This is a genomic window from Chryseobacterium culicis (genome assembly GCF_900108365.1).
Lineage (GTDB): Bacteria > Bacteroidota > Bacteroidia > Flavobacteriales > Weeksellaceae > Chryseobacterium > Chryseobacterium culicis.
Window position 1 is genome coordinate 44,556 of the sequence record NZ_FNWQ01000003.1, and the last position, 18,915, is coordinate 63,470.

Here is an 18,915-nt window from a genome sequence, read left to right on the forward strand (position 1 = left end):
CCCTTATATTGTACATGTACTATTCTGATTTTGCAACAGCAGTTCTTTCTGAAACGCCACTAGCATTAAAAGCTTCAATCTGAAAATAGTACGTATCCGTTCGGTCTGCTCCCGTAAAGAAATATTCATTTTTTCCATACACCATGATGCTTCCGTACAATTTATCAGGAGTTTTTCCGAAATAGATTACATATCCGTCTGCGTCAGGATTCTGCTGCCACTTCATCCAGATGCTTCTTCTTTCGCCGTATTTTTTCGGATCTGCTCTTAATGGTACAAAACCTTCCACTTTTGCAGGCTGCTTCCCTGCTCCTTTTCCAAACACTCTGAAACCGCTTAAAGCAAATTTTCCTGTTGGCATTTTAAGATTTTCCATTTTAAGAAAACGGGCTTTAGCTGGCTTTTCAAGCTCAACATAATCGTGAGGGACATCCTTTGTATTTTTGCTTTTGTCTACCATCACACTCCATTTCTTTCCATCGTTGGAGCCATAGATTTTATACTGATGCATTTTACCAAGGGTTTTTCCCATGAACTCAGCGTCCTGATCCGCATAATTAATCTGAATAGCATTAATGGTAGAAACTTCACCAAGATCTGTCTGGAACCACTCTCCTGCATTTCCGGTTTTGGCACTCCAATAGGTTTTGATATCTTCATCTACCGCATTATTGGGCTGATAACCGCCTAAGGTAGATGAAACCTGAACAGGTTTATTGTAATTCAGCAGCATCCATCCGGCAAAAAGACCTTTTGAAAAATCCTTTCCCTGTGCATACTGCGGAAGATATGTCGGGTAATCTCCATAAGCCGTATTACAGTACATTACATCGTCTTTATCAAAGCCGGCAGGCCAGATTCCCAGTCTTCTTTCAAAGTTATTTTTGGTAGAAATAAAGATGGTGGAAATGTGCCACCAGTTTTTATAATTGTCTTCAAACGTAGCTCCATGCCCCGCTCCTCTGGCAAAACCTCCCGGTTTATAGGAGAATGGATTATGCTGCTGGTATTCGAAGCCTTCCAAAGGATTTTTACTGACATACACGCCATCAGAATATCCGCTGAATTCCGTTGCCGGAGCACCGTACTGCATATAATACTTGCCGTTATGCTTCGTCATCCATGCCCCTTCCACAAAAGGCTGAAGGAAAACATTGTCATTGTATTCCCCGAAACGTTCCCATCCGTGGTCTTCTGGTTTTAATTTAATAATAGGCTTTACGAAACCTTCAGACTGAAGATTTTTTACTTTTACTTCTGTTCCCAGTAATGGCCATTCATTACTTGATCCCCAGTACAGATAAAGCTTATTTTTATCTTCATCGTAGTGGAATGCCGGATCCCATGCTCCTACTTTCAATGTATCTACTGCAATCTTCCAGTCGTCTTTCGTTGGGTTTGTGCTTTTCCAGATCGGGAAATCCTGCTCCCATGTAGAACCATAAACGTACAGAGTGTCTTTCATAGCCCATACCGCCGGAGCATTTAGATCATGGGTATATTTATTATCTCTTAAAAATTTTCTTTTCACAAACTTCCAGTCCAGCATATCATCACTGTACCAGTATCCTTCCTGATTGGTGGAAAAAAGAAAGAGTTTATTCTTAAAATTAACAATTACCGGATCTGCCGTAGCACGGTGTTTTCCCTGTTTTGAAAAAACTTCGAAAGGAGTATAACCATAATCAATATTAATGGGATTGCAGAAGGTTTTCTGCTGAGCCCCCACCATCATTCCCAGCAAAACTGCCAGTAACAGAAAATATTGTCTCATTTTTAGATTTTAAAGATTAGGAGCAAAGTTAACTAACTTTTTTTGGTTTTCTCCAAATAAAGCCATCAAGCAGATAGTGAGTAAGCTGCGGAACCACCAGTAACGGAACCAGGAATTGAAATAATTTTTCTGAAACAACGACATTAAGGGAAAAATGTTCATTCCACACCAACGTTTCCCATAAAAATTCTTCTAAAAAGGCAAAAAATAAGATCACCCCTATAAATAAAAATATTCCTGAAAAAGATTTAAATATCTGCATTCCATTCAGCTGACTGTTTTCTTTTTGCTGTATTTCCCGGATGTAAATCAATGCGATATAAGGAATTCCGTGAGAAATCACATTTAGCAAAGTAAATAAAAGATCATTGTTAAAGTATACGATTCCAAAATACCAGGAAAGAAAAGTTCCGCTGATCAGTGTGGTTTTGGGAATATTCATAGTTTTTGTTTTAAAAACTTCGAAAACAGTTTTAAAAAGCCAAATGATCAGAATTGTAACATATGCAATCGTAATCAGAGGAATATAGTTGGGAAGATTTTTAAACCAATCAAATTCATTGCTGACAAACCATGTAAAGGCACGGGGTGTTTTAAACCAATAAAGCATAGGGTAAATGGTTGCAGCGTACACCGCGATTTCATCTATTTTTTTGCTCCAGCTATTCGGTTCAAAGCGGGCATAAATCCTCATAAAGCCATACTGCTGGCGTATAAAATGAAAAACGGCTACCAGTGCCAGTACCGACCAGAATGTAAGACTTCCGAATTGAAACAGAATCATTCCCAATAGCCAGCTTACCACGGGAATTCCCAGATAAAGTAATTTATTTTTCTGTACTTCTCCCTTTACAAAATAGGTTTTAAACAGGGTGGAATACACATGAGCCACGTCCACAAAAACAATGAGGAAAAGCCATGTATAAAACGAATAGTGATTTTCCAGCCCCTGAATCTGGTTCTGAAAAAGAAAAATAATCAGCAATACCAGAAAAGGTGGCGATAGAATAAACCACCAGTCTGTTTTTGCGTTATGTATCCACGGCTGTTTCATTGTATTATTTTATCATTTGTTCTGCAGTCCGGATTCCCTGATAAAAAGCTTCTTCAAAAATAGATATTCCTGAAAGATCGGAATGGGCAAAGAAAATTTTACCTTCAATAGGTTCTTTTGCGATTCCGGTTTCTTCGCCAAAAATCTGATCAGGAACGGGAGCAATCATGGCATGTCCTATTTTGTGAAACTGCATTTCCAGGACGAAGTCTTCTATCAGAGGATGGGCTTTCTTCAGATCATTTAAAACTAAATCTTTCAGTTCAGCATCTTTCATGGCGTAGAGCTTTTTTCTTGCTTTTCTGCAGTCTGCCGTTGAAAAACTTTTATAGTGGGTAATTACTTTTTCGCCTATAATCTGGTTAAGATTCTGATGCTGGTCAAAGATATACCCTAATCCGGAAGAGCCGTAGATCACATTATCCCAGGCCAGCTCTTCATCTCCTCCAAACTCATTCTTTAGCGTAATGGTTGTTAAAAGCCAAGGCACATAATGAAATGATGAAGCATTTTTATGATTAAAAATTCTTTCATTTACAAATTGAGGGGTTGCAAACAGTACTTTATCTGCAATGATCTTTTTAGTCTTCTTTTGGGCATTATCAAAACTCAACACCTCAACTTTATCATTAATTTTTACATCAAAAACTAAGTTTTCGGGCATATGTTTTCCTTCTGTATATTTTGAAAAATGTTTTGCCAGCCTTGCATTGCCTTCCGGCCAGGTGAATACCTGATCTTTGTATTTCGTGCTCCAGTTGTTTTTTCTTCCGGCAAAATAATGAATTCCCGCCCATGCCGAAACATAATTTATTCCTAATCCAAAATCATCCCTGCAGGAGTAATCCAGCAGCCAGAGCAGTTCTTCGGAGTGGAAGTTATTTTCTTTGAGCCAGTCTTTGAAAATGATTTTCTCAAGCTGTAAAACCTCATCTTCACGGCTTGAATCCTGCACAGGAATGGCGAACCAATATTTTCCCTGTGGATCTTTCTTTACACGGAATTCATCCATCAACTTAAAAAAGCGGTTAAGCTCCTGCTGTATTGGTGCTGAAATTCCTCTTTGAGGCACAATATCATTCTGCCATGAATTTTTATAGAATAGTCTTTCCTGCTGTGGAAAAGTCATTTGGTATTCATCAAGAACAGGCTCACCGTTATCCTCAGTTCCAAGACAGATTTTGCACTCTTTCAGGAAGTCTATAATTTCTACATTTTCTTTATTAGGCAGCGGTAAATAATGTGCACCTAAAGGAAATTTTGAAAATGCATTTTGCCCGTTGGAAGAATTTCCTCCCAGGTGCTTTTCCATTTCAAGGAGAAGGTAATTCTCTTCATTATTCTGACTGAAGAACCGGCATGCCGAAAGTCCGGAAATCCCACCACCCACAATAAGATATTTTGTGTGGATAACTTCTGAACATTGTGGAAAATCTTTTGCCCACAACTTATGACCAAGAATATGATCAGTTCCTGTAATCTTAAGCAGTAATGATTTTGCTTTCTTTCCGCAATACTGCAAAAAGGGAAACATCAGGCTACCTAAAATTATCGTTTTAAGAAAATCCTTTCTACTGTACTTTCCCCCACTCTTCATCGAAATAACGGACTAATATCTGGTTATCCAGACGGTTAACTTCTACGTCTTTCACTTTCATATCCTTATTAAAATAAGCCATCTGCGAAAAGTTGTAATCATAGTATTTCAAGCCGGGAAGCTTCCTGTAGATTCTATTGTTGACAGGTTCAAAAGAAGCCATAGAAAATCCCCATTCTCCAAAAGACGGCACATAGGTGTGATAGGCTGCTGTGAAAGGAAAAATCTGATTGATGGTTTTTTCGATGCACCAGAAAGATTTCGGGGCAAAATACGGAGAAGTGGTCTGAACCACAATTTTTGTATCAAGGGTTGTAAGCTTCTCCAGTTCTTTGTAAAACTGCAGGGAATATAGTTTTCCCAAGCTGTAGTTGGACGGATCCGGAAAATCAATGATGATGACATCAAACTTCTTTTTGCTGCCTTTAACCCAAATATAAGCGTCTTTATTAATGACTTCCATTTTAGGATCAGAAAAAGAGCTTTGATTGAGTCTGCGCATGGTTTCATTGGTTTTGAAAAACTGGGTCATTTCACCATCAAGATCTACAAGGGTTACTTTTTTAACATCTTTATATTTCAGTACTTCTCTGGCTGCAAAGCCATCACCTCCTCCCAGAATCAGAATATTATCAATATGTTTGGCCATTGACATTGCAGGATGTACTAAAGCTTCATGATAACGGTATTCATCGGTGGATGAAAACTGTAAGTTGTTATTCAGATATAATCGAAATTCATGGGTATTTCTTGTTAAAACGATTCTCTGATAGGGTGAGCTCTTGGTATAAACCACATTTTCTCCATACAGTTTTTCTTCTGAATAAGACAGAATCATATCTGAGAAAAAGAAAAGTCCCAGCAAGAATGTAAATGCTGCAATAGATTTTACTTTGAGTGATAAAGGTTTTGATAATTCTTTGGTAAGATAATAGCAGAGAAATATCGCAATAGAGATATTAATCAACCCAAAAAAAAGAGGTGTCTTTACAATTCCTAATTTCGGAATTAAAACCAATGGAAAAAGGATAGACGCCAATAAAGCTCCGATGTAATCAAAGGCGAAGACATTTGAAACCAAATCCTTAAACTGCACCCTGTCTTTCAGGATGTTCATCAGAAGTGGAATCTCCACTCCCACAAGACAGCCCGTGAAAAAGACAAAGAGATATAGCACACTTTCAAAGTGCGCGAGTGTATTGAATAAAATAAACAGCACCACTGAGCTGATTCCGCCTACAATCCCTACAAGGATTTCGATCTCAATGAATTTGTCAATAAGATTTCCTTTGATGAATTTCGCAAGATAGGAACCTACTCCCATTGAAAAGAGATAGACCCCGATAATGAAAGAAAACTGCTTTACAGAGTCTCCTAAAAGATAGCTCGCCAGAGCTCCCGCCACCAGCTCATAAATCAGTCCACAGGTAGCAATGACAAATACTGAAAACAATAAAAGCAGCTCAAGAGGAATCCTCTTCTTATCCATGAATTGCCGCGCTTATAATCATTGAAATTCCGATAATAAATGCTCCGAATACGATAGCCAGTGCTATGTTTTTGTTCTGAGCAATCTCATGCCATGTTTTTTCCGGAGTAAGCTTTTCGATGATGAAATAGCATACAAGCAGAATTGCGATTCCCAGGAATGAGTACAGAACCGAATTCAATATGGGTAAGAAATTGATGTTGTCCATAGTTTTATTTTTTTATTTGTGATAATATCTGTAGAATCCTACTCTGGAGTGGCTTCTTGTCGTTCCGTCGCGGTACGTTTCCGTTTTGGCACAGTCGCACACCTGATTTCCCTGATACGTAAGATATACAAACCAGGTCATGAAAAATCCTCCGATCAGGCAGAGTTTCCAATGTTGTCTTATGTAATGTAAAATAGTGTTCATTATGAGGTGGAATAAGGGGTGTTTGAACTATTCTTCCATTTTTTCACATTAAAGGCATGTCTGCCCATGAGCATTGCTACAAACAGAATAATCATTATAAATAAGATCACTCCGAAGTTCCAGAATGAAACGGGAAGCCAGGTTGCCTTAAGCTTTAACTCGTTATTGGATTCAATAATATCTGTTGTAAGCCTCTGCCCTTCAACATTGATCAGAGAGTCTATTTTTGAGGTTCCAAATGATGCTTTCACCAGTTTACCCAATTCTGTTGTATCTTTTTCCAACGTCTTTCCGTCTATGAAAGTGGTAGATTGTGCTTTATAGATATCGGTCACGTCCAGAATGCCGGATTTATCCCTTGAGATCAATATTTTTGAGTCTGGTGACTGAAGGCCTGAAAATGCAGGCAATAAAGAACCTTCTTTTTCGGCTGAAATAAGAAAATGATATTTTCCGGAACTTACCCCACAAAGGTTGAATTCCTCAGACTGATTTCCTTCTGACCAGCTTTCACCATCTTCATAACCGTGATACTGTTCGATATCTTTTGAAGTATATACTATTTCGTTCGTATTTTCATTCACAAGACTTAGCTGAACATTCGCCCATGAATTGTCCACTGCTGAAAAAGCATTTACCTTCAATGGCGCTGAGCCTCCGGAAAGAGTAAAACTTTTGCTGACCAGTTCTTTATCTTTCACATCAGCAAAGTTGACCGACTGCTCAAAAACGGTTGCGTTGGTTCTTGAAGTATAAACATAGAGCTGAAGCAGACATATCATTAATGCTGCCACACAAAAGATGTTCAAAGCCTGTTTCATATCAAAGTAATAAGGCTGAACGATCCCAACTCCTGTATAATAAGGCATATGAGCTATTTTAAAAGCTCTTTTGACTTCGTATTTCGAAATATGTACTCCATAGAAGTACTCGCTTTTCCTGCCCGTCTTCTCCTGAGAGATCATACGGGTTCCGTTGACATATTCTTTGTAGGTAGCGATACCGAAATCCAGGTGTTCATCAAAAAAACCGGCTGCCGCATCAATGGTGCATGGTGTATTTTCGTACCAGCGATAGGTTCTTCCGAGATAGGTGGGCAATTTTGAATTTTTATTTTTAAAATCATCAGGATGCATGGAGGTTATAAAAACCCAATGGCCGTCGCTTTCACTCAGGAAAGCGTCATTTCCTTTGCTGTCTTTTAAAGAATATTCACGCCAGAAAATACTGTTTCCGTATTTCTTAACAATAATTGCGACTACTGTATATTCCACTCCTTCAATTTTCCCCTTCTGTCCAACGTCTAAAGCAACGTTTTCTGTGGGCACTTTCAAATGTTTGCTTGGCTTATTTCTCTCCACATCAATGAGGTGAGAGCAGGTACCACAAACATATTCCTCAACGGGAAAAGTAAGGTCTAGTTTATTTTCTGAGCCGCATGCCGGGCAGACGTAATGCATTTTTTATCTGTAAATTTTGTGTTTCTGAATGGTATTAGCTTTAAAATACTGAACCACCTCATCTGCAATCTGCTCTACTTTTTCGGTATTGTCCTGAGTATAATTATAAAGAAAAACATCAAAAGTAAGCTGCTTAAATTCCGGCCATGTATGAATGCAAAGGTGAGATTCTTTCAGAATCACTGCGGAAGTAAAACTGTCATTTTCAAAAATATGATTGGTTACTCCTACAATTTCCACCTCTTTTGTTTTCAGGATTTCTTCTGTAAACGCCAGAAAACTTTTGCTGTCTAATAACAAATCTTCTGACTCTGTTTCCAAAGTCAGAAGAATATGTAAACCTTTACTTGATAATGGGTTCAATTAATTTTTTTGGTAAATATATTATTTTTTTGGAAGAAAAACTTCAGCAAGCATACATCTTGCGCTTCCTCCACCATTTACTTCAATGGTATTAAGGTCTGAATAGATAATTTCGCAGTATTTTTCAATAGCTGATACCTGTTCCGGAGATAAAGACTGGTAAGCCGTCTGGCTCATCACAAGGAATTTCTCACCCTCTTTATTTTGAACCTGAAGCATATTTCCTGCAAACTGCTGCATCTGTTCTTCTGAAATTTCAATGATTTCTTTTCCGGAACCTTTAATGGTTTCTATTACTTTTTCTCTTTCCAGCTCATCATCAATACAGTCAAGACAAATTACTACGAACTGATCTGCCACACACATCATGACATTGGTGTGATAAATGGGAAGTCTTTCCGTTCCTACCGTCTGGAATGAATGGAAAACAACCGGTGTAAATCCGAATTTAGCACAGAATTCTCTGAACAGTTTTTCGTCAAGCCTCAAAGAAACCGAGCCGTAAGCAATTTTATGATCGTGGTCGAAGATCATGCTTCCTGTTCCTTCCAGAAAATGACCCTGGGTTTCAGAAAATGACCAGTCATCAATTTCAGCTACTTCAAATCCATTGGCTTCAATGGTTTCAATAATATCTTCCCTTCTTTCCACTCTTCTGTTGGAAGCGAACATAGGATATAAAACCACTTTTCCGTCTTTGTGGAAGCTTACCCAGTTGTTGGGGAAGATAGAATCCGGAGTATGGGGATCCAATGTATCTTTTATGGTGATCACATTGATTCCTTTTTCTCTCAGCTTTCCGACAAAAGTGTTGAACTCAGCCAACGCTTTTGACTGGATGTCAGACCCTGTCTGTTCCACCTGAAAGTAATTGTTTTTCGCTGTCTCAGCGTTGTAACCGAATGCAATCGGCTCTATCATTAATACGGTATCTGTTGTCTGCATTTTTTTTGATTTAAAAATTAAAAGATTAAAGATTGAAATAGTACCCTACTTCCACTCTCAAACCCAAAAACTCTCCCACTCAATTACTCCCTAACCAGCGGCATTGTAGAGCATCTCAGCAGGCCTCCCATTTTGGATATTTCTCTGTAAGGAATTTCTTCTACCGTCATTCCCCACTCATTTCTCAGGTGGTTGTTCATTCTTGTAAATGCTTTGTCTGAAACCACTACTTCAGGAGAAATAGAGAAAATATTAGGGAACATTTCAAACATTTCTTCATCATTGATGTGGAAACAGTTTTCTTCTCCGAAAATATCAATGATTAAACGGTAGTCACTTTCATCCACAAATCCGTTTTTATAAATAATACATTTGTCTTCTCCCACCGGATTGAAGGTACAATCCAAATGAAGAATTCCTTCAAATGGCACTTTATCATTTTTCTTCAGCTCCAGATCAATAATCCTTTTCTTTGGAAAATATTCTTTTAAGATTTCGATGGCATATTCATTCGTTCTTGCGGTTTTATAGTTTCTGTAATCTTCACTGAAACATGTTCCTATAAAAAGAAAGTCATTCCATACAATCACATCTCCTCCTTCAATATGTGCCGTTTCCGGAAGGTTAATGATCTTTCTCCATGCTACTTTTTCAAAAACGTTTTTGTAGGCTTCCTGCTCATCTGCTCTGTCTGCAATGACATTAGAAATGATCATCTTGTCATCTATTACAAACGCGACATCTCTTGAAAAAACCTGATTATAGTCTTTGATGATACTGGGACGCAGTACTTCAACGTCATATTTTTTTAAAACCGCTTCAAAAGCGTTCATCTCACTGATGATATCCTCTTCTTTAGGATAAATGTTGTGTTCAATTGAGTAGTATGACTTTGCATCATAACTTTCCTCTAGTGTGGGAACTGGTCCCAGTGAATTAGGCTGGCCTAGAACTACTGACTTCAGCCTCCCCGTTTCGTTTTTAATATTTAGTCTCATAAAGATTTATGCAATAGTACAAATATAAGTAAAGGTCTCTACCTGTAAAACTTTTGGATTATTTTATGCATTAAATTTGATTGTATCCGAAATTGTTTTCTACCATTTTTGAACAAAAAGACATATTATCCTAGCCTCATCATCTACAACTCACTATGTTACATTCCGATAAGAATAAAAAATCCGCTCATTTTACAATTTAAATTCATATATTAGTGATATAATTTTCGCGAAATTATACATTTTAAAACCTTAACTATTAACATCAAAACAACAAAATCATGAACAAGAACATTAAAGTGCTGAAACATGCACAAAAACTAGGCAGAGAGCAACAAAAATCAGTAACAGGCGGAATCGGTCCTACAAGACCAAGATACTGCTGCGAATGGGACACGGATGGCAACTGTATCATCTGGACATGCGGTAATTGTGTATGCCCTTAATAAAAAAATAAGAAAACCTGCATTCTGTGCAGGTTTTCTTATTTCGCTCGATTTTGTTCAGCCAAAGCGGTATCAGCTATTCTTCCCCATTTTTTAATCTTTTCAGAATTAATGTCCTTAAATGGTCTTCATGATCATCTCCCCACTTTCCTAAGACAGCAATCACGGGAATTAATGTCTTTCCGAATTCTGTAAGCCTGTATTCTACTTTTGGAGGTACAACAGGATAAATTTTCCTGGTAACAAGCTCATGTTCTTCGAGCTCTTTCAGCTGTATATTCAGTACTCTCCGGGTAGCATCAGGAATTTTTCGCTGCAGTTCACTGGGCCTTTGATGGCCTTCATTAATAAACCAGAGCAAACGGATTTTCCATTTGCCATACAACACTTCAGCGATCAGATCGAGTCCGCAGTTCAGATTGGGTGGAATTTTTCTTTCATACATAAGACAAATGTAACACATTGAAATGATACTGCAATTGCCAGATCAAAGACAGCTTAATGTATTACTGACTGCCCTTACCAAGTATAAAAAATAAAGAATCCCAAAGCGCGCTTTGGGATTCTTTTATGGTATAAGCAAATATTATCTGCTTGCAATGTCGATGTAGTTTCTTTGCTGAGCACCTTGGTACACCTGTCTTGGTCTTCCGATTGGGTCTCCTTTCAGTCTCATTTCTTTCCACTGAGAAATCCATCCCGGAAGTCTTCCCAATGCAAACATTACAGTAAACATTTCTGTAGGGATTCCTAACGCTCTGTAGATAATTCCTGAATAGAAATCTACGTTTGGATATAGTTTTCTTTCGATGAAGTACTCATCTTCAAGTGCTACTCTTTCTAACTGCATTGCAATGTCAAGAGCTTTATCCTGAATACCAAGTGCAGTAAGGATATCGTCAGCCGCTTTTTTGATGATTTTTGCTCTCGGGTCAAAGTTTTTATACACTCTGTGTCCGAATCCCATCAGACGGAAGCTGTCATTCTTATCTTTAGCCTTAGCAACATATTTAGATACGTCACCACCATCTTTTTCGATCAATTCAAGCATTTCGATTACAGCCTGGTTCGCACCTCCGTGAAGAGGACCCCAAAGTGCAGATACCCCTGCAGAGATAGAAGCAAAAAGACCTGTATGAGCAGAACCTACCATTCTTACTGTAGAAGTAGAACAGTTTTGTTCGTGGTCTGCGTGAAGGATTAATAATTTATCCAAAGCATTTACTACTACCGGATCAATTTCGAAGTCAGCGTTTGGTAGTCTGAATGCCATTTTGTAGAAGTTCTCTACGTAGTTCAGGTTGTTATCCCCGTGATTTAATGGTAAACCTTGGGTTTTTCTGTAAGTCCATGCACAAAGGTGAGAGAACTTCGCGATCATAAGCTCTGCAGCATGATCCATTTCTTCTTTAGAGTTTACGTTCACTGCCTTCGGGTTGAAAGCTGTCAAAGCAGAAGTTAAAGAAGATAAAACTCCCATAGGGTGAGCAGAACGAGGAAAAACATCAATGATTTTTTTCATTTCGTCTGCGATGAAGTTATATTTTTTGATATTATTGTCGAATGAAGTAAACTGATCCTGAGTAGGTAATTCTCCATGTAATAAAAGATACATTACTTCAGTAAAGTTAGATTTCTCAGCAATCTGTTCGATTGGATAACCTCTGTAGAATAATTCTCCTTTATCTCCGTCTAAGTAAGTGATGTCGCTAATAGTAGCTCCTGTATTTTTGTAACCTAAATCCAGAGTGATTAAACCTGTCTGGTCTCTTAATTTTGAAATATCAATCCCTCTGTCTCCGATAGTACTATCCACGATTGGATATTCATATGAATTACCTGCGTAATTCAATATTACTTTGTTGTCTGACATTATTTATTTTTTTTTTAAATATACCACTTTCCATAAAATACGGCAAACTAAAAATTTCGCTTGCCGTTATTTATAAATTCGATTAATTATCTTTTGATTTTAAAAGCTTCCAACCCGGGAAAAATTGCAGTTTCGCCAAGTGCTTCCTCAATTCTTAACAGCTGGTTGTATTTTGCCATTCTGTCTGATCTTGAAGCTGAACCAGTTTTGATCTGTCCACAGTTCATTGCTACCGCTAAATCAGCAATTGTAGAATCTTCGGTTTCTCCTGATCTGTGAGACATTACAGAGGTGAATTTATTATTCTGAGCCATTTGTACAGCAGCCATTGTTTCAGAAAGAGAACCGATCTGGTTTACTTTTACAAGAATAGAGTTGGCAATATTTTCTTTTACTCCTCTGGATAGTCTTTCTACATTGGTTACAAATAAATCATCTCCTACCAGCTGTACTTTGTCACCAATTTTATCTGTTAACATTTTCCAACCTTCCCAGTCATTTTCCTGCATACCGTCTTCAATAGAAATGATTGGGTATTTTGCAGCCAGTTCAGCTAAGTAAGAAACCTGCTCGCTGCTAGAAAACTGAGCTGCATCCGGAGTCTGGAATTTTCTGTAATCATAGATTCCGTCTTTATAGAATTCTGAAGCGGCACAGTCAAGCGCTAACATAATGTCGTCGCCTGGCTTATAGCCTGCTTTTTCAATAGCCTGAAGTAAAGTATCCAAAGCATCTTCAGTTCCTTTGAAAGTTGGAGCAAAACCACCTTCGTCACCTACAGCAGTAGATAAACCTCTTGAATGAAGGATAGATTTCAGGTTGTGGAAAATTTCAGTTCCTTTTCTCAATGCATGAGAGAAAGAATCTGCTTTTACCGGCATAATCATGAATTCCTGGAATGCAATAGGAGCATCTGAGTGAGATCCGCCATTAATAACATTCATCATCGGAACAGGAAGTGTGTTTGCATTAACACCTCCTACATATTTGTATAGAGGCATTCCCAATTCTGCAGCTGCAGCTCTGGCTACTGCCAAAGAAACACCAAGAATAGCATTAGCACCAAGATTTCCTTTGTTAGGCGTTCCGTCAAGATCAATCATAATCTGATCAATATAGTTTTGTTCGAAAACCGGCTGTCCTACTAAATGCTCTGCAATTACTTCTTTTACATTTTCAACAGCTTTCAGAACTCCTTTTCCCTGGTATTCTGAACCACCGTCACGTAATTCTACTGCTTCGTGTTCTCCTGTAGACGCTCCTGAAGGTACAGCAGCACGGCCCATAGCTCCGCTTTCTGTAAATACATCTACTTCGATGGTAGGGTTTCCTCTGGAATCTAAAATCTGTCTTGCTTCTATGTAAGAAATTGCACTCATTTTTTATTTTTTTAGTTTAGACAAATTTAATCAAAATTTAACTTTCAATGGTATTTCAAGGGATTTTTTTGAGATAAATCCAAGTTAAATTTTAGTTAATTTATATTATGATAATTCCACAATTTTCCGGCAGAAGATCATGGATTTGCAAAGAGTAAATAATGGTGAAAAAACTATACTTATAAAATGAGTTTTAAATAAATTTTAAGCCTAAAATATCAAAACTATATATTTTTTTACAATTTCTAGAGTATTATTTTGAATATAAGAGTGGTACCTGGATTTCCGGATAAGATTGTACATTGGCCGGACAGCTCGCTCATTCTTCTTTTCATATTTCGGAGACCGTTTCCTTCCGGCTGTTTTTTCTGAATTCCGGTTCCGTTGTCGGATATTTTCATTGAAAAGCTATTTCCTTCCTGTGAAAATGAGAGCTTCAGGATATCAGCATGGCTGTGTTTATACGCGTTGTTCACCGCTTCTTTTAAACAGAGAAAGAGATTGCGCCTCATTTCGGTAGAAATTGGGGTTTCGGCAATGATATTTGCACCTTCAGACTGCATGATGATTTTTGTTTTCTTTAAAAAATTCCCGGTGTATACAATGGAATAATCCACGAAACTTCCAAGCGTATCATTTCCTGAATTCAGGTTCCAAAGCATTTCCCGCATTGAAATATTCATTTCTTCTGAAGTTTTGAGAAGTTCATCAATATCATTTTGCAGATCATCATCTGATGCTTTTTGCATTAGAAATTCTGCCTGAAGTTTCAGTGCAGAAATTCCTGCCCCAAGGTCATCATGCATATCGTGAGAAATACGTTCCCGCTCTTGCTCCAGAATCTTCTGTTTTTCGAGTTCTTTCTGAAGGAGCTGATTCTGATGCTCGGCTTCTTTGAGCTGTTGCTGTTGGATAAAAAACAGCTGCCTTTTATTATACAGAACAACAATAAAAACAATGAAAACAACAAAAGTTATTAACAGAATTACTGCAATAATATAAGCCAATCTTATAGTATCCGGCAACTGTTTCATGCTGTATTATTTTCTGCTATTTCGAATTTCCTTAAAGCAATATAGAACATTCCATACATAATGATATTAACGCAGTACTGCATGGTTTTTAGAATTTGCAGAAATTCAGGATCATTGTCCTGAAGAAAAAACATGGGGATGGATCTGAAAATAAAAAATATACTCCAAAAAAGCAGTCCACAGGAAACCCAGAAGTGCGGGTCATCAAAAATTTTTATTTCATCAAAGTTTTTCAGCCTGGTGTAAAACCAGACAAGCGCATTAATGATAAAGTAAAAGCAAACTAATATTCCCAGAGTATTGTCATAGTTTCCGCTGTAAAATTTTACAAACAGAGCAATATAGGCAAGTATGGTAATAAGAATATACTGGAAGATCGCCTTGAGCTGCCGGGGAAATAGTTTTGCGTAGTATCTGTTAAAGAATACCAGCAGAAAAATACTGTAGTAATTGAATAAATAGGCAAAATCAAATTCCTGAATGTATATTTTATAATGCCCGTAAAGCTCAAGGCACAACGATACGAATAAGTATACTGCCAAATAGTTTTGGCCGGAAAGACCTTTCTTCCCGGCTAAAACCATCGACTTTACAGTATCTATAAAGAGTATTGATATGTAGATAATCTGAATGAGCATTTTTATGGATATAATGAGCCCATATCGAAATAAGTATTTGAACTTACTGACTGCTTAACTCCGTTTGAACTTTTCATTAAATAAAATTCACCTATTATAGTCAATTGCTTTTCTCTTCCGGTATAAGCAAATTCGTATTTATCTTCATCAAGTTTGAGCTGAGGATTACGATCTATATAATATCTAATTGAATTTATTCCTATTACTTCTGCTAATCTAAATTTAATATTATCGTATTTATTAGTATCGCAGAACTTATTGATGTTATCTCGTATGTCTCCCCAAGAATAAAAAACAGAAGTGGTATTCCCTTTGCCCTTTCGGGAGTAATAATCTTTCAGAGCCACATAAATTTCGCTGCCTTTATCATTAAAGGACGATGCTAATCTGTCATATTCTTCATCCTGTATTTTAGATTTGTTCATATCAAAATCTTTTGATAAGTTAAAAATTACATATTTATTATCACTACCTACCGGCAATCCGTCTGTATCAACAGGCACTGCTATCATATATAAGAAATTTTTATAAGGAGATGGAACATTTATTAAACCATAATCCTTATCTAATTCAAAAAAGCAAAGTTTGAGACCGACACTTTCATCATGTTTATTTTCATATAATGTTTTAAAAGTTGAAACAGCAACATCATATGTATCAAAATATTTCTTTTCACCTGAATTCTTTTTCAACTTCGTTAAAACTCCTTTTTCCGCGTGAAACAGAAACTCTCCTGCCAGATAGCTATCGAGTTGATCAGCAGTGAATATTTTAGGCCCTCCTTTCTTTTGAACTGTTATAATGCCTGAAAGTCTATTCCCTTTTGCATCCGCGGAGTATTTTATTGTATCACTCATTATTTTCATTTTATGATTGTTTATGGTATGATTATCTTTTTTACATTCCAACATAAAAATGAAAACGGAAAAGAAAAATAAAAAATTAAGTTTTTTCATGTCTTAGTTTTTAAAATGGTTAAACTTATTGATGGCCTCCACTTTATTGTTGACGTGGAGTTTTCTGTAGATATTGCCAACATGTTTTTTAACGGTATCAATACTGATACATTTTTTATCGGCTATTTCTTTGTAAAGAAGCCCTTCAGAAAGAAGCTCGAGTACTTCCTTTTCCCGTTCTGTAAGCTCATCGAAGCCTTTGATTTCGGTGAGATTTCGTTCAAAATGTTTGAGAACCCTTCGGGCAATAGAAAAACTCATAGGAGCTCCACCACTGTAAACATCACGGATGGACGAAAGAATTTTATCCATACTTTCTCCTTTCACGAGATACCCCATGGCACCGGCTTTTAAAGAATTAAAGATCTTCTCATCATCCTCAAAGCTGGTACACATGATGAATTGTGTATCGGGCATTTCTTTTCGCAGCTTCTCTATAATTTCTATACCCAGCATATCCTGCAGCTGGATATCCATCATAACAACATCCGGAGAAATATCGGGCAGATTTTGCATGGCATCACTCCCATCAAAGAACTGAGCAATTACCTTCATATCCTGTTGGTAATTGATGACCTTCTTCAACGCATTGTTGTAGTTTCTTTCATCTTCTACTATGGCGATGGAAATGCTCATGACATTGTTTGTTTGCAGCAAATTTCAACAGAAAACACATTGAAATCAATTACACGTTTGTGTACTATTGAGAGGTGAGTTTTTCATTATGGTTGAGTTTTTTAGTTTTCTTAAATTTAATCAATTTTTCATTTACAAATCAAGATTAATTTAAATTAATATCAACATAAATAAGAAATATATGAATAAATAATAATTTCATTTGTAGAATCAGATTTTTATTCAGGAAAATTCATTCTTACAATACAACTCAGATACAAATTTGGAAGCACAGCAAATAAGGAGATCACAATGAAAGTGCTTTTTCACAAGGCCATTTTATGTAAGCAAAAACACAATATTTCTATTTCAAAATTGCAAGAAATTTATCATCTTGCGGGCATGATTTTTGCAAATTAAAAGGGTAAAATCATAATAATTATCAAATAATATAATCATGAAAAAAAGTCTTCTGGCACTTGGTGCTGTACTTGCACTGACAGCTGTGAGCTGTAAAAAAAATGAAAGCGGCAACAAAAGCGTTATCAAAACAGAAAGTTCTGAAACTGTAGTTACTGATAATAACGGAAAAATAGATTCAGTGACACAAAGCTCTTCATCAGTAGATATTAATGGACAGAAAACTGAGAAAACAGATTTTGTTTATAAGGCTACAGACGGAACATTAGTAAAAGTCGTCTTCAAAAACGACCCGAAAGAAAATACCGTAGCTATCACCAGCAACAAAAAAACATTTACACTACCAAAGACTGAAACAAAAGGTGACGAAACTATTTACAAAAAAGATGATATGACGGCAAGGGTAAAAGGAGACAGCCTTCACCTGGAACAAGGCAATAATGTGATTGAATTGAAAAGAACCAAGATTTAAAATAAAAATGTCCCAAAACCTAGGTGGGACATTTTTATTTTTATAATATTAAATCTTTTTAAGCAAATCACTGTTGATCCATCCATAGATTGGTTCACCGTCTTTCCCCGGCTTAAACAACACATACACATAAAACCAGCCCAGTTTACTTTGTATAAATTCAACCTGAGTATCTTTTTTAAGCTCTACAATAGCTTCAAATTCAGTTCCTGCACCATTTCTTACATTGGCATACTCAGCATTCACTTTATACATGTCTGCGGTATCATCTTCTCTTCCTAACAGCTTTGCCCTGAAGTTCTCCATAGGAAATGCAGGTCCGGGATCATTCTTTCTGAAAGGCGCAATATCATCATGCCCCAGAATATTTTTAATATGGTAAGTTTCCATCAGAAGCTTACAAACCTGAAAGCACGTTTCCAGTTGTTTCTCGGTAAAGCTGTGCCAGTATGAAGTTTCGTTTTCATGTTTGTGCTTTGCCGTTACTACTACATCCTTTGAATATTCTTTTTCAAACCATGCATAGAATCTTTCATTCACTTTGGTAAGCCTTCCGGGATTTTCAAGTTCAATACCAATGGAAAAATCATTAAACCCTGAGCGGTCTGCCCATCTGCTTCTTCCCGCATGCCAGGCTTTTTTATTGAATTCAACCATTTGGGTAATCCTGCCATCACTATCTATAATAACATGTGCTGAAGCTTTTGCTGTAGGATCTTTAAACCAGTTTATTGAATTTTCAGCTCCCCTTCCCGCCGTAAAATGAATGATAATGTATTCAGGAATAATAATTCCCTCTTTATTGGGAGTTTCTATAAAGCTAATGCTCTCCCCGGAAATTGTTTTTCCTAACTTATCTTTTATGATAATCATGACCAAGATTTTTTTAAACCCTCAAAGTTATTCTAAATATATTAATTAAACATTAACGAAATAAAAAAAACCATCCGAAAAACGAATGGTTTTTTTTAAATATCTGAAAAAATATGA

Annotated in this window: 20 protein-coding genes; 2 read left to right on the forward strand and 18 right to left on the reverse strand. The window is 36.9% G+C overall.

What is annotated here, in order from left to right; genetic code table 11:
* Positions 1-19: 19 nt before the first annotated feature.
* The 10 genes from BLW74_RS11875 to BLW74_RS11920 all read right to left on the reverse strand — a co-directional run bounded on the left by BLW74_RS11875 (position 20) and on the right by BLW74_RS11920 (position 10,092).
* Positions 20-1,774, reverse strand: coding sequence for a discoidin domain-containing protein (locus BLW74_RS11875; protein WP_089692664.1), 1,755 nt, complete (start codon positions 1,772-1,774; stop codon positions 20-22).
* Between the two features lie 28 nt (positions 1,775-1,802).
* Entirely contained in the window at positions 1,803-2,828 is a 1,026-nt protein-coding gene (locus BLW74_RS11880; protein ID WP_089692665.1) for a hypothetical protein, read from the reverse strand.
* Positions 2,829-2,832: 4 nt separating this feature from the next.
* Positions 2,833-4,362: an NAD(P)/FAD-dependent oxidoreductase gene (locus BLW74_RS11885; RefSeq protein ID WP_228424881.1), complete on the reverse strand. Its 1,530-nt coding sequence runs from the start codon at positions 4,360-4,362 to the stop codon at positions 2,833-2,835.
* A 37-nt stretch (positions 4,363-4,399) separates the two neighbouring features.
* Positions 4,400-5,914 (reverse strand): polyamine aminopropyltransferase, encoded by a 1,515-nt coding sequence (locus BLW74_RS11890; protein ID WP_089692667.1) that lies wholly within the window; start codon positions 5,912-5,914, stop codon positions 4,400-4,402.
* Positions 5,907-6,122, reverse strand: a complete 216-nt coding sequence (locus BLW74_RS11895) for a DUF350 domain-containing protein (protein ID WP_045491052.1) — start codon at positions 6,120-6,122, stop codon at positions 5,907-5,909. Before BLW74_RS11895 ends, BLW74_RS11890 begins: the two co-directional genes overlap by 8 nt.
* Before the next feature lie 12 nt (positions 6,123-6,134).
* On the reverse strand, positions 6,135-6,326 hold the full coding sequence (locus BLW74_RS11900; protein ID WP_227413276.1) for a hypothetical protein: 192 nt from the start codon (positions 6,324-6,326) through the stop codon (positions 6,135-6,137).
* A complete protein-coding gene (locus BLW74_RS11905) occupies positions 6,326-7,786 on the reverse strand; it encodes a DUF4178 domain-containing protein (RefSeq protein WP_089692668.1) in 1,461 nt (486 codons plus the stop codon). Before BLW74_RS11905 ends, BLW74_RS11900 begins: the two co-directional genes overlap by 1 nt.
* A gap of 3 nt (positions 7,787-7,789) precedes the next feature.
* Positions 7,790-8,149, reverse strand: coding sequence for an S-adenosylmethionine decarboxylase family protein (locus BLW74_RS11910; RefSeq protein WP_089692669.1), 360 nt, complete (start codon positions 8,147-8,149; stop codon positions 7,790-7,792).
* 21 nt (positions 8,150-8,170) lie between these two features.
* Complete coding sequence (gene ctlX / locus BLW74_RS11915) at positions 8,171-9,094, reverse strand: citrulline utilization hydrolase CtlX (RefSeq protein ID WP_089692670.1); 924 nt, start codon at positions 9,092-9,094, stop codon at positions 8,171-8,173.
* An 83-nt stretch (positions 9,095-9,177) separates the two neighbouring features.
* The gene (locus BLW74_RS11920) at positions 9,178-10,092 is read right to left on the reverse strand and encodes a dimethylarginine dimethylaminohydrolase family protein (protein WP_089692671.1); all 915 of its coding nucleotides are present in this window, start codon (positions 10,090-10,092) and stop codon (positions 9,178-9,180) included.
* A 281-nt stretch (positions 10,093-10,373) separates the two neighbouring features.
* On the opposite strand from BLW74_RS11920, the gene BLW74_RS22450 reads away from it, so the two are divergent.
* A complete protein-coding gene (locus tag BLW74_RS22450; protein WP_164723324.1) occupies positions 10,374-10,538 on the forward strand; it encodes a hypothetical protein in 165 nt (54 codons plus the stop codon).
* Between the two features lie 76 nt (positions 10,539-10,614).
* Here BLW74_RS22450 and BLW74_RS11925 read toward each other — a convergent pair whose 3' ends face one another.
* The 7 genes from BLW74_RS11925 to BLW74_RS11955 form a co-directional block, all read right to left on the reverse strand.
* The gene (locus BLW74_RS11925) at positions 10,615-10,983 is read right to left on the reverse strand and encodes a winged helix-turn-helix transcriptional regulator (RefSeq protein ID WP_089692672.1); all 369 of its coding nucleotides are present in this window, start codon (positions 10,981-10,983) and stop codon (positions 10,615-10,617) included.
* Positions 10,984-11,124: 141 nt separating this feature from the next.
* Positions 11,125-12,411 carry a citrate synthase gene (locus BLW74_RS11930; protein WP_089692673.1) on the reverse strand — a complete coding sequence of 429 codons (1,287 nt, stop codon included), beginning with the start codon at positions 12,409-12,411 and terminating at the stop codon, positions 11,125-11,127.
* An 86-nt stretch (positions 12,412-12,497) separates the two neighbouring features.
* Positions 12,498-13,790, reverse strand: a complete 1,293-nt coding sequence (gene eno / locus BLW74_RS11935; protein WP_089692674.1) for a phosphopyruvate hydratase — start codon at positions 13,788-13,790, stop codon at positions 12,498-12,500.
* 245 nt (positions 13,791-14,035) lie between these two features.
* On the reverse strand, positions 14,036-14,824 hold the full coding sequence (locus tag BLW74_RS11940) for a sensor histidine kinase (protein WP_089692675.1): 789 nt from the start codon (positions 14,822-14,824) through the stop codon (positions 14,036-14,038).
* Complete coding sequence (locus BLW74_RS11945; protein WP_139265736.1) at positions 14,821-15,462, reverse strand: hypothetical protein; 642 nt, start codon at positions 15,460-15,462, stop codon at positions 14,821-14,823. The genes BLW74_RS11940 and BLW74_RS11945 overlap by 4 nt, the downstream gene beginning before the upstream one ends.
* A gap of 2 nt (positions 15,463-15,464) precedes the next feature.
* The gene (locus tag BLW74_RS11950) at positions 15,465-16,418 is read right to left on the reverse strand and encodes a hypothetical protein (protein ID WP_089692677.1); all 954 of its coding nucleotides are present in this window, start codon (positions 16,416-16,418) and stop codon (positions 15,465-15,467) included.
* A 3-nt stretch (positions 16,419-16,421) separates the two neighbouring features.
* Positions 16,422-17,054, reverse strand: a complete 633-nt coding sequence (locus BLW74_RS11955; RefSeq protein WP_089692678.1) for a response regulator transcription factor — start codon at positions 17,052-17,054, stop codon at positions 16,422-16,424.
* Positions 17,055-17,490: 436 nt separating this feature from the next.
* Between BLW74_RS11955 and BLW74_RS11960 the strand changes: the two genes are divergently transcribed.
* Positions 17,491-17,925, forward strand: a complete 435-nt coding sequence (locus BLW74_RS11960; protein WP_089692679.1) for a hypothetical protein — start codon at positions 17,491-17,493, stop codon at positions 17,923-17,925.
* A gap of 48 nt (positions 17,926-17,973) precedes the next feature.
* Here the strand turns inward: BLW74_RS11960 and BLW74_RS11965 are convergent, their stop codons facing one another.
* Positions 17,974-18,798, reverse strand: coding sequence for an N-acetylmuramoyl-L-alanine amidase (locus BLW74_RS11965; RefSeq protein WP_089692680.1), 825 nt, complete (start codon positions 18,796-18,798; stop codon positions 17,974-17,976).
* Between the last annotated feature and the right edge of the window lie 117 nt (positions 18,799-18,915).

What these genes read in the sequence shown, in the direction of transcription:
- BLW74_RS11875 (WP_089692664.1), bottom strand. Translation starts at nt 1,774, where the DNA reads ATGAGACAATATTTTCTGTTACTGGCAGTTTTGCTGGGAATGATGGTG.
- BLW74_RS11880 (WP_089692665.1), bottom strand. Translation starts at nt 2,828, where the DNA reads ATGAAACAGCCGTGGATACATAACGCAAAAACAGACTGGTGGTTTATT.
- BLW74_RS11885 (WP_228424881.1), bottom strand. Translation starts at nt 4,362, where the DNA reads ATGTTTCCCTTTTTGCAGTATTGCGGAAAGAAAGCAAAATCATTACTG.
- BLW74_RS11890 (WP_089692667.1), bottom strand. Translation starts at nt 5,914, where the DNA reads ATGGATAAGAAGAGGATTCCTCTTGAGCTGCTTTTATTGTTTTCAGTA.
- BLW74_RS11895 (WP_045491052.1), bottom strand. Translation starts at nt 6,122, where the DNA reads ATGGACAACATCAATTTCTTACCCATATTGAATTCGGTTCTGTACTCA.
- BLW74_RS11900 (WP_227413276.1), bottom strand. Translation starts at nt 6,326, where the DNA reads ATGAACACTATTTTACATTACATAAGACAACATTGGAAACTCTGCCTG.
- BLW74_RS11905 (WP_089692668.1), bottom strand. Translation starts at nt 7,786, where the DNA reads ATGCATTACGTCTGCCCGGCATGCGGCTCAGAAAATAAACTAGACCTT.
- ctlX (WP_089692670.1), bottom strand. Translation starts at nt 9,094, where the DNA reads ATGCAGACAACAGATACCGTATTAATGATAGAGCCGATTGCATTCGGT.
- BLW74_RS11920 (WP_089692671.1), bottom strand. Translation starts at nt 10,092, where the DNA reads ATGAGACTAAATATTAAAAACGAAACGGGGAGGCTGAAGTCAGTAGTT.
- BLW74_RS22450 (WP_164723324.1), top strand. Translation starts at nt 10,374, where the DNA reads ATGAACAAGAACATTAAAGTGCTGAAACATGCACAAAAACTAGGCAGA.
- BLW74_RS11925 (WP_089692672.1), bottom strand. Translation starts at nt 10,983, where the DNA reads ATGTATGAAAGAAAAATTCCACCCAATCTGAACTGCGGACTCGATCTG.
- BLW74_RS11930 (WP_089692673.1), bottom strand. Translation starts at nt 12,411, where the DNA reads ATGTCAGACAACAAAGTAATATTGAATTACGCAGGTAATTCATATGAA.
- eno (WP_089692674.1), bottom strand. Translation starts at nt 13,790, where the DNA reads ATGAGTGCAATTTCTTACATAGAAGCAAGACAGATTTTAGATTCCAGA.
- BLW74_RS11940 (WP_089692675.1), bottom strand. Translation starts at nt 14,824, where the DNA reads ATGAAACAGTTGCCGGATACTATAAGATTGGCTTATATTATTGCAGTA.
- BLW74_RS11945 (WP_139265736.1), bottom strand. Translation starts at nt 15,462, where the DNA reads ATGCTCATTCAGATTATCTACATATCAATACTCTTTATAGATACTGTA.
- BLW74_RS11950 (WP_089692677.1), bottom strand. Translation starts at nt 16,418, where the DNA reads ATGAAAAAACTTAATTTTTTATTTTTCTTTTCCGTTTTCATTTTTATG.
- BLW74_RS11955 (WP_089692678.1), bottom strand. Translation starts at nt 17,054, where the DNA reads ATGAGCATTTCCATCGCCATAGTAGAAGATGAAAGAAACTACAACAAT.
- BLW74_RS11960 (WP_089692679.1), top strand. Translation starts at nt 17,491, where the DNA reads ATGAAAAAAAGTCTTCTGGCACTTGGTGCTGTACTTGCACTGACAGCT.
- BLW74_RS11965 (WP_089692680.1), bottom strand. Translation starts at nt 18,798, where the DNA reads ATGATTATCATAAAAGATAAGTTAGGAAAAACAATTTCCGGGGAGAGC.